7 protein-coding genes are annotated in these 10,466 nt (G+C 69.4%); 3 read left to right on the top strand and 4 right to left on the bottom strand.

Annotation, left to right across the window (positions count from 1 at the left end; all coding sequences use genetic code 11):
• Both AC27IQ_RS14020 and AC27IQ_RS14015 read left to right on the top strand, forming a co-directional pair.
• Window positions 1-441, top strand: a 441-nt coding sequence (locus AC27IQ_RS14020; protein WP_487089829.1) for a Spy/CpxP family protein refolding chaperone, incomplete at its 5' end; no start/stop codon positions are given.
• Window positions 442-617: 176 nt separating this feature from the next.
• Window positions 618-1,199, top strand: coding sequence for an acyloxyacyl hydrolase (locus AC27IQ_RS14015; RefSeq protein WP_284397338.1), 582 nt, complete (start codon window positions 618-620; stop codon window positions 1,197-1,199).
• A 965-nt stretch (window positions 1,200-2,164) separates the two neighbouring features.
• Here AC27IQ_RS14015 and AC27IQ_RS14010 read toward each other — a convergent pair.
• From AC27IQ_RS14010 to AC27IQ_RS13995, 4 genes are all read right to left on the bottom strand, one after another.
• The gene (locus AC27IQ_RS14010; RefSeq protein WP_487089828.1) at window positions 2,165-6,667 is read right to left on the bottom strand and encodes an EAL domain-containing protein; all 4,503 of its coding nucleotides are present in this window, start codon (window positions 6,665-6,667) and stop codon (window positions 2,165-2,167) included.
• A 123-nt stretch (window positions 6,668-6,790) separates the two neighbouring features.
• The gene (locus AC27IQ_RS14005) at window positions 6,791-7,906 is read right to left on the bottom strand and encodes a 3-deoxy-7-phosphoheptulonate synthase (RefSeq protein WP_487089827.1); all 1,116 of its coding nucleotides are present in this window, start codon (window positions 7,904-7,906) and stop codon (window positions 6,791-6,793) included.
• A gap of 45 nt (window positions 7,907-7,951) precedes the next feature.
• The gene (locus AC27IQ_RS14000; protein ID WP_284397350.1) at window positions 7,952-8,434 is read right to left on the bottom strand and encodes a C40 family peptidase; all 483 of its coding nucleotides are present in this window, start codon (window positions 8,432-8,434) and stop codon (window positions 7,952-7,954) included.
• Window positions 8,435-8,484: 50 nt separating this feature from the next.
• Window positions 8,485-9,831 (bottom strand): chloride channel protein, encoded by a 1,347-nt coding sequence (locus AC27IQ_RS13995; protein ID WP_487089826.1) that lies wholly within the window; start codon window positions 9,829-9,831, stop codon window positions 8,485-8,487.
• 175 nt (window positions 9,832-10,006) lie between these two features.
• Between AC27IQ_RS13995 and ssb the strand changes: the two genes are divergently transcribed.
• Window positions 10,007-10,466: single-stranded DNA-binding protein (gene ssb / locus AC27IQ_RS13990; RefSeq protein ID WP_487089825.1), on the top strand; the 460-nt coding region annotated here is incomplete at its 3' end.

Genomic DNA, 10,466 nt, shown 5'->3' with positions numbered 1-10,466 from the left:
CACCGCATGCCCAGCCCCGAGCAGCGCAAGGCGCACATGGAGCAGCGCGCCAACGCCCTGCAGCAAAAGCTGCAGCTCACCCCGGCCCAGCAGCCCGCCTGGGACACCTTCAAGGCCGCGATGCAGCCGCAGGAGCGCGGCGCGCGGCTCGATCCCAAGGGCCTCGACCAGCTGACCACGCCCGAGCGCATCGACCGCATGCGGGCCATGCGCGCCCAGCACAGCGCGGAGGCCGACCGCCGCGATGAAGCCACCAAGGCGTTCTACGCCACGCTGACCCCGGCGCAGCAAAAGACCTTCGACCAGGAAAGCCGCCGCATGCACCGCCACCCTGGCATGGGCGGCCCACGCGATGGTGAACGCGGCAAGGACGGACGCCACGGCGGCCCGCGCGGCGAACGCCCGGCCGTGCCGCCGGTGCCCGCACCCGCGCCGCAGTAAGCGACCGGTCCGGGAGGGTTTGCGCACAGTCTGGATATCTCTGCATACCCCCCGGTCAGATCCCGACCGATCAGTACGGTTGAGGCGACTGCCTACAACACGCCCCCCCGATGGGCGGAATACAGTGGGTTACACACGTTGTGCAAATCCACAGTCATTCCATCGAGGGAATTTCCATGCCGATCACCCACCTCCTGCGTTCCCGCGCCCTGCTGCGCGGGAACGCTTTTTTCCTGGCGCTGGCCTGCGTCGCCGGCGCAGGCGCCGTTCACGCCCAGCCTTCGGGCACCAGCCCGTCCGTCTACGTGCAAGGCGGCTGGGCAGAACACCAGACCGATTCCGCCGCCGTGGGTGTGACGCTGCCCTGGAACTGGCAGAGCGAGCTGTGGGGCCATGAAGTGCGCGGCTACTGGGACATTTCCGCCAGCCGCTGGTCGTACAACGGGGTCAATGGCTCGGGCGACCTGACCGTGGTCGGCTTCACCCCCACCTTCCGCCTGCGCCCGGACAACGGCCGCGCCAACTGGTTCTGGGAAGGGGGCGTCGGCATCACGTATGCCGACCGCAAGTACCACACCCCCGACAAGGAGTTCAGCACCCGCTACAACTTCGGTTCCCACCTGGGCGTGGGCTACAGCCTGGGCGCGCAGCGCCAGCACGAGATCGTGCTGCGGGTGCAGCACCTGTCCAACGCGGGCATCAAGAAGCCCAACCCGGGCGAGAACTTCGTGCAGCTGCGCTACGCGTACCACTTCTGATCCCTGCCTGTTTCATCCATGCCAACAAGGGCCCTTCGGGGCCCTTTTTCTTTGGCCGATGCCGATCCGGGGCGCATTGTGGACAAGCCTGGGGACATTTCCAGAGCAACCCATGGGTTATCCACAGAAGACGCCGAGGCGCCGAAGTTGTTGTCGCCCGGCATGCGGGTTCACCCGGCCAGCACCACAGGGTTTGCGACCATCCAAGTGCTTGGCAGCGTTGAGGAAATCGGCCTTGTCCACAGAAACGGGGCTCCTCTACTACTACTGCTATGTATTGATAGAACCTTTAATGGAATAACAAGGAACCTCCGGGCCGCCGAAAACCGACCGCCGCGCTCCTTGTCCGAGGCCACCCGGGCCCGGCGCAAAACGAAGGCATCCCGCCCGCCGTGGGAAAAGAAAAAGGGAAGGGAAAGAAAAAGAAGAAGGGGGCGAACGCCTCGCCGTCCGATCGACGGGCTGCGCCCGATCCATGGTCGGCAGGTGTCCGACCTGGCGACATCGCCCGGAAGGGGGCTGCTTTCGCGCCAACGGGCGAAAAAGGGCAGCCACAGGAACAAGTCTGTGGATATTTCCCGCACAACCGGCCACTTGTCCACAGCGAAAGGCGATGCGCCGGTTTTGTCCCCGCCGCCGCGACAGCGGGAGCCGGGTGCCGCCCACAAGGTTCACGGCATCGCAAGTCCGTTGATCCGCAACGGAAAAATGCAGTTGTCCACAGTTGGAGGCCGTGCTTACTACGACTACTATGGATTGATAAAGACATTAAGGAGAAGACAGAAAAAAACCGTCGCCCGCGGCCCGCCCCGGATGGCGAGGAGGTTTGGCAGAACGATGCGCGTGGCGCAGGAAGGCGCCAGGGGCCTTCGGCACAGCGGAGGCAGGGGGAGGGGCCACCCGGCGCGTGGAAGGCCGCCCAGCCGCCCGGCAGGGGCCTGCCGGGGGCTGTCAGAGGAAAAAGATCAGACGGGCGCGTTCCGCAGGAAGCGCTCGAGCACGTCGGCCGGCAGCGGCCGGCTGAAGAAATAGCCCTGGTAGAGCTGGCAGCCCGCCTGGGCCAGGCGGTTGCGCTGGGCGCCGGTCTCGACGCCTTCGGCGATGACGTTCAGGCCCAGGCTGCGCGAGAGCGCGATGATGGTGTCCACGATGGCCGCATCGTTGGGATCGCTGAGCAGGTCGCGCACGAAGCTCTGGTCGATCTTGAGCTGGTCCAGTGGCATGCGCTTGAGGTAGCTCAGGGAGGAGTAGCCGGTGCCGAAGTCGTCCAGCGAGAAACCTACCCCATGGGCGCGCAGCGCCGACATGGTGGCGATGGTGGTTTCCATGTCGTCCACGAAGAGGCTTTCGGTCAGCTCCAGCTTGAGCTGGTCGGCCGGCGCCCCGGTGAACACCAGCGCACGCACCACGTCGTCCACGAAGCCCGCGTGGTGGAACTGGCGCGAGCTCACGTTCACCGCCATGGTGAGGTGCGACAGGGAGGGCTCGTCCTGCCAGCTGGCCAGCAAGGTGCAGGCGGTGTGCAGCACCCAGCGGCCCAGGGGCAGCACGAGGCCGGTTTCCTCGGCCAGGGGGATGAAATCGCCTGGCGGCACCATGCCCCGCTTGGCATGCGGCCAGCGCACCAGCGCCTCCACCCCCACCACGCGGTTCATCGTGTCCACCTGGGGCTGGTAGTGCAGCAGGAATTCCTCGCGGGCGATCGCCGTGCGCAGGTCGTCTTCCAGCGCGGCCCGGGCCGTCACCACGGCCTGCATGCCGGGGTCGAAAAAGCGCAGGGTGTTGCGGCCGGCGGTCTTGGCCTGGTACATGGCCAGGTCCGCCTGCTTGAGCAGCTCGCCCACGGTGGACTGGCCGTCGGTGAACGGGGCGACGCCGATGCTGGGCGTGCTGCGGTACTGGTAGCCGTCCAGGGCATAGGGGGCGCTCAGCACCGACAGGATCTTCTCGCCCACCACGCGGGCGCTCACGGCCAGTTCGTCGGGCCGGGGGCTGAGCGCCTCGATCATCACCACGAACTCGTCGCCGCCCAGCCGCGCCACGGTATCGACGGTGCGCACGCAGGTGTTCAGCCGCTGCGCCACCTGCTGCAGCAGCAGGTCGCCCTTGTCGTGGCCGAGCGTGTCGTTCAGCGTCTTGAAGTTGTCCAGGTCGATGAACAACAGCGCCCCGCCCTGGCGCTGGCGCTGCGCCGTGGCCAGGGCCTGGTGCATGCGGTCCATGAGCAGCATGCGGTTGGGCAGGCCGGTGAGCGAGTCGAAGAACGCCAGGCGCTGGATCTCGCGCTCGGTGGCCTTGCGGTGGCCGATGTCGGTGTGGATGGCCAGGATGGATTCGGGCTGGCCGCCCTCGTCGCGCACCAGGGTCCAGCGGCCTTCCACGTCGATCGCATGCCCGTCCTGGTGGAACTGCACGATCTCGCCCGTCCACTCGCCCTGGGCCAGGGTGGCCTCGGTGGCGCGCAGGAATTCGGTGGCGTTCTGGTAGAGCAGCGTGTCGATGGTGCGGCCCAGCACCTGCGCCTGCGACCAGCCGTACATGCGTTCCGCGCCCTGGTTCCAGAACGTGATGCGGTGCTCCAGGTCGCGCACGATGATGGCGTCGCGGGCCTTGTCCAGCAGCGAGGCCTGGCGCCGGATGTGGGCGTCCGATGCCTGGCGGGCCATTTCGGCGGTGGCGCGCGCCGCGAAGATGCGCAAGGTCGAGGAGACCAGCGCCGGCCGCTCCAGCGGCTCGCGGAAGATCACGAAGATCAGCCCGATGGGCCGCCCCTCGGCGTCGCGCAGCTGCTGGCCCACGTAGCTTTGGGCGCCCAGCGCCGCGACGGGTGAGCGCGGGTACAGCTCGCAGACGCCGGATGTGACCACGTATTCCGCCTCGGTCGCCAGCCGCAGGCTGGGCGTGCCCTCCAGCGAATACTCGGCATTGGGCTGCACCACGCCATCCTGCACGCGCGAGAGCGTGATGGCGCGCGGCGGCTGTCCCTCCACCGGCGGCAGCAGCCGCGTCACGCAGCCGGCCTGTGCGCCCAGGGCGTCCGCCATGTTGCTGGCCAGCTGCTTGAAGAATTCGGTCCCGGTGCTGGCCGAGATGGCAGCGGCGGCCTTGAGCACCACGCTCTGCAGGCGCTGCTGGTCCTGGCGGGTGCGCAGGCTCTCGATGCCGAAGGCCAGGTCGTTGGCCAGCTGCTGCAGCAGTTCGGTCTCCTCGGAGCCGATCTCCAGCACTTCGGGCGGGTAGAGGTACAGCAGGCCGAACGAGCGCTCGGCGTTGCGCAGCGGCAGGCTGATCACCGAATGCAGGCCTTGCCGCAGCATGCGCTCGGTCCAGCTGGCGAACGTCGGGTCGAGCCGGATGTCGCGCACGATCACCGGGCGGCCGCTGCGCACCGCCAGCCCGGCCGGGCCCTGGCCGCCCGGCTGGTCGGCCGACCCGCTCAGTTGGAGCCTTTCGATATAACTTTCGCTGTCCTTGCCTGCGCAGGCCACGGGCTCGATGGTCTGGCGCGCATCGTCGCGCACCATGCCGACCCAGGCCATCCGGTAGCCGCCCACGTCCGTGGCGATGCGGCAGACCTCGCGCAGCAGGTCGGCCTCGGAGGTCGCGCGCACCAGGGATTCGTTGCAGGCGGCCAGCAGCCGCTGGATGCTGCCCACCCGCGCCAGCTCCCGTTCGAGGCGCATGCGCTGCGTGACGTCGGTGGCCAGCACCTGGCGTGCGGGCACGCCGTTGAATTCGATGCCCCCGGCATACACCTCGGTGTCGATCACCGTGCCGTCCTTCTTGCGGTGGCGCCGGTGCACGGCGTCACGCCGGGCATTGTGGGGAATGGTGTGCGCTTCCCGTATGCGGGCTTCGCGGTTGTCCTGGGGCCACAGGTCAGGCGTGGTCATGCACAGCAGTTCCGCCTCGCTGTACCCGTACTGGCGCACCATGGCCCGGTTGACGGCCAGGATGCGCAGGGTGCCCAGCTCGTACACCCACATGGGCTGCGGGTGCGCATCGAACAGCAGGCGGTATTGCTGCTCTGACGCGTGCAGCTGCGCGGCATAGCGCCGCAGCTGCACCACGGCGCCCAGCGACTCGGCCAGGATCTGCACGTGCGCCAGGTGGCGCTGCGAGAACGACGCCAGCGGGTCGCCATTGACCTTGAGCATGCCCACCACCGCGTCGCCCGCGCGCACTGGCGCCGCGATGAAGGCCACCGGCCCCGGCTCGCACAGGGCGGCCGAGGGCATGGCCTGCGCGACGGCCGGCTGGCTGCAGACGGTCTCGCCCGCGTCGATGCGGTGCCACAGCTCGTAGCCTTCCAGCGGGCGCACGTCGTTCAGCGGCACGGCGCGCATGCCGGTGCTGGCCTGCACCCGGGCTTTGTCGCCTTCGCGCATCACCACCATCGCACCGCCGGCATCGGACAGTTCCATCGCGGTGCGGGCCACCAGTTGCAGCACCTCGTCCATGGACAGTTCGAGCGACGAAATCTTCTGCTGCACGCGCACCAGCTCGGCGTGGGTGCGGGCCTCGTCCTTGGCCTGCAGCGCGCTGTCCTTTTGCGCGCTGATGTCGGTCATGCCGCCCACCATGCGGATCGCATGGCCTTCGGCGTCGCGGATCACGAAGCCGCGATCCTGCACCCAGGCGTAGCTGCCGTCGTAGCGGCGAAAGCGGTATTCCTCGGCCCAGTGCTTGGCCGTGCCCTCGATCGCCGCGTGGATGCTCTCCAGCACCGCGTCGCTGTCTTCCGGGTGCAGGCGCAGCGTCCACGACGTGCTGTCGTGCGGCAGGGTCTGCATGGGCACACCGAACAGCGTCTGCATGCCCTCGTTCCACCACATGGAGTCGTCGTGCAGGTTCCAGTCCCAGATGGCGTCGGCCGTGGCGCGCGCCACCAGGTGAAAGCGCTCGTCGCTGGCTGCCCGCTCGGTGGCCATGCGCGCCTGGTTGCGCTGGCTGCGGCGCAACTCCAGCAGGGCGATGGCCTGACCGGCCACCGCGCGCAACGATTCGAGCTGGGGCGGTTGCAGCACGCACGGCTCGGTGGACATCACCACCACGGCGCCCAGCACCCATTTCTCCGCGGTGATCAGCGGCATGCAGGCCACGGCGCGCACGCGCGGCCCGGCGATCACCAGCGGATGGCGGCGCAGCGTGGAATGGGCGTGGGTGTCCTGCACCTGCACCACCCGGCCGTCCACCGCCAGGGCGCACAGCGGGTGGGCCGCATCCAGCGACTGCAGTTCGATGCCGGTGCTGGCCTTGAACCACTCGCGCCCCTGGTCGATGAAACCGATCGCCGCCATGGGCATGCCGCACAGGCGGGCGGCCAGCCGGGTCAGCTGATCGAACGCCTCCTCCGCCGGGGTGTCCAGCACCGCGCAGGCACGCAGCGCCTCCAGGCGTTTGCCCACGGGCGCAGCCTTGGGCGGCACGCTCAAAAGGCCAGCGGACGGGAAAGTGACCGTGGGCATGGGTCGGTAGGCGACAGCACCTGCATGGGATTCGGGCGGATCGGGATCTGCGGCGGCAAATGACTACAAAAAGTAACGGTGAATGCTACACCGGCGCTGCGCCGGCCGGTGTTGCTTCCTGGCCTATCGGGCCTGGCGCCGTTCGCGCACCGCCTGGGCCAGGCCCTGTAGCACCGGCACTGTCTGCGCCATGCTGATGCAGGCGTCGGTCACCGATACGCCCTGCGCCAGGGGCTGGCCAGCGACGATGTCCTGCCGGCCTTCCTGCAGGTGGCTCTCGATCATCAGGCCCACGATGCGGCGGTCGCCGCCGGCCACCTGCCCGGCAACATCGGCCGCCACGTCGATCTGGCGGCTGTGCTGCTTGCTGCTGTTGGCGTGCGAGACGTCGACCATCACCTGCCCGCGCAGCCCCGCCGCCTGCAGCAGCTGGCAGGCGGCGTCCACGGACGGCGCCGCGTAGTTGGGCTGCTTGCCGCCGCGCAGGATCACATGGCAGTCGTTGTTGCCGCGCGTCTCGAAGATGGCGGACTGGCCCATCTTGGTCATGCCCATGAAGGCATGCGGCGCCTGGGCCGCCAGGATGGCGTCGCTGGCCACCTTCACGCCGCCGTCGGTGCCGTTCTTGAAGCCCACCGGGCACGACAGGCCGCTGGCCAGCTGGCGGTGGCTCTGGCTTTCGGTGGTGCGCGCCCCGATCGCGCCCCAGCTCACCAGGTCGCTGATGAACTGCGGGCTGAGCAGGTCCAGGAATTCGGTGCCCACCGGCAGGCCCAGCGCCAGGATGTCCAGGAGCAGCGCGCGGGCCATCTCCAGCCCCTCGTTGATGGCGAAGCTGCCGTCCAGGTGCGGGTCGTTGATGTAGCCCTTCCAGCCGACGGTGGTGCGGGGCTTCTCGAAGTACACGCGCATCACGACCAGCAGGTCCTGCGACAGCGCATCGGCCTGCGTTTTGAGCTGGCGGGCGTATTCCATGGCCTGCCCGTGGTCGTGGATCGAGCAGGGTCCCACCACCACGACGAGCCGGTCGTCCTGGCCGTGCAGCACGCGCGAGATCGCCGCGCGGCTGGTCTCGACCAGCTGCAGCGCGCCGGGCGGCGTGGGCAGCCATTCCTGCAGCAGCGCAGGCGTGATCAGCGGGCGCACGGCCTTGATGCGCGTGTCGTCGATGCGGGTCGTGTCGTGGGTGGAGAGCGGGGTGGCGGTGCGGTGCACGTGGGGGGTGGCTGGGGTCGTCATGGCGGCGATTGTCGCGCGCCGCCCGCCGCTGCCCCTCGGCCCCGCTCAGGGCCGGCGGAAGGCGGTTTTCTGCCGTGACCAGTAGCGCGAATCGAGCCGGTCCATCCGCACCTCGCCGCCGGTGGAGGGCGCGTGCACGAAGCGGCCCTCGCCCACGTAGATGCCCGCATGCGTCGGCCGCCCCGCGCCGAACACCACCAGGTCGCCCGTGCGCAGGTCGCCGCTGTCCACCGGCAGCCCGAAGTCGCTCAGCTGCGCCACGGTGCGCGGCGGGGCGATGCCCGCGCGGCTCTTGTACACATAGCCGATGAGGCCGCTGCAGTCGAATCCGCCTTCGGGCGTGTTGCCGCCATAGCGGTACGGCGTGCCCACCAGCCCCAGCGCATGGATGGCGATGTCGCTCGACTGGTCGGGCGACAGCTGCGAATACGTCACGCTGGTGCGCGGCGAACGCGGCTGTGGCGTGGTGCCGCAGCCGGCCAGCAGCAAGGCGGCGGACAACAGTGCAAGGCAGAGGGAGGCACGCATGCGCCGAGGGTAACGGATGTGCTGCGGCACCAGGCGCGCGAGCGTGGATGTCAGCGGGGCGATGCGTCCGCGGGTGCCGCCGGCCCCGCGCCCGCCTTGTGCAGCAGGTGTTCCGCCAGCGTTTCGTACAGCGGGCGCACCAGCATGCGCGACACCAGGCTGGCCAGCATGGCCGAGGCCATCAGGCTCAGCACCATGGCATGGCCGTCCACCATCTCCATCACGATGATGAAGGCCGTGAGCGGCGCCTGCGTGACCGCCGCCAGGAAGGCCGCCATGCCCATGGCGATCAGGGCCGGGGCGATGTCCGCGCCGGTCAGCAGCGAGATGTTGTGCCCCACCCCCGCGCCGATCGACAGCGCCGGCGCGAAGAAGCCGCCGGGCACGCCGCACCAGGCCGTGAGCCAGGTGGAGATGAATTTCAGCGTGACATAGAACGCCGGGACATCGGCCTGCCCCTCCAGCATGTGCTTGACCGCCTCGGAGCCGGCGCCGAACGTGGCGCCGCCCGTGGCCAGGCCGATCACCGCCACCGCCAGCCCGCCCGCCGCCGCGAAGCGCACCGGGAACCGGGCGCGCCACTGGTTGAGCCGGCCCGGCGCGCCGGTGAGCGAGGCGGTGATGAGCTTGGCGAACAGGCCGCCCAGCACGCCGCACACCAGGGCCACGCCCAGGCCGGGCAGCAACGCGTCCCAGCCCAGGCGGGGCACGCGGATCACCCCGAAATACGTCAGGTTGCCGAAGAACGACACCCCCATCAGCCCGGCCAGCACGATGGCCGCGATGATCAGCCCGCTGCTGCGCGATTCGAGCTTGCGCGACAGCTCCTCGATCGCGAACACCACGCCCGCCAGCGGCGCATTGAACGCCGCGGCGATGCCGGCGGCCCCGCCCGCCACCAGCAGCGCATGGCTGGTGATGCCCGAACGCGGCCCGAGCCAGCGCTGCGCGTGCTGCATCACGCCCGCCGCGACCTGCACCGACGGGCCTTCTCGGCCCATGGAAAGCCCGGCCAGAAAGCCTGCGCTGCCCAGCAGCACCTTGCCCAGCGACATGCGCAGCGAGACGAAGTAGCCGCGCTGGCCGGGCGGCAGGCCCGGCTCCAGCGCCGCCATCACCTGCGGAATGCCCGAGCCTGCCGCCCCGGGAACGAAGCGGCGCGTGGCCCACACGATGGCCGCCGTGAGCGCCGGGGTCCACAGCAGCACGCCCCAGCCGCCCTGCCAGTGCAGCACCTGCTCGAAGCGTGCGAACGCCCATTCCCCCAGGACCGTGAACGCCACCACGAAGAGCCCGGCCGCCGCGGCGTAGGCCAGCACGATCGCGCGCTCCACCCACCGCCAGCCGTCCGCGAACTCCTGCCGCAGGTTGTGAAGAAAGTCGGGTTCGCGATGCATGGGAAATGGCCAGGGCAGGCGGTGGAACAAGGCGTTTTGATTGTGGCACGGGCTTGCCGCACGGCCAGTCCGCGAACGGGGCGAATCGGGCACAATCGACGGCTCCCCGCGGCCCCTGGCAGGCCGCGCAGGCCGTAGTGCCTTCTCTCCACCATTCTCTACAGGCCCTTACACCATGGCATCCGTCAACAAAGTCATCATCGTGGGCAATCTCGGGCGCGATCCCGAAATGCGCACCTTCCCCAGCGGCGACCAGGTCGCCAACGTCACCATCGCCACCACCGACCGCTGGCGCGACAAGAACACCGGCGAGAACAAGGAAGCCACCGAGTGGCACCGCGTGGTGTTCAACGGCCGCCTGGCCGAAATCGTCGGCCAGTACCTGCGCAAGGGCTCGCAGGTCTATGTGGAAGGCAGCCTGCGCACCCGCAAGTGGACCGACCAGGCCGGCCAGGAAAAATTCACCACCGAAATCCGCGCCGACACCATGCAGATGCTGGGCAGCCGCCAGGGCATGGGCGGCGGCCAGGGCGGCGGTGGCGGCTACGAAGACAGCGGCTACGGCGGCGGTGGCAACGACGGCGGCTACGACAACAGCGCCCCGCCCGCTCCGGCACGCCGCCCGGCACCGGCAC

The organism is Acidovorax sp. KPB24-07 (assembly GCF_057543315.1).
This window is presented reverse-complemented; position numbering and strand designations above follow the sequence as displayed.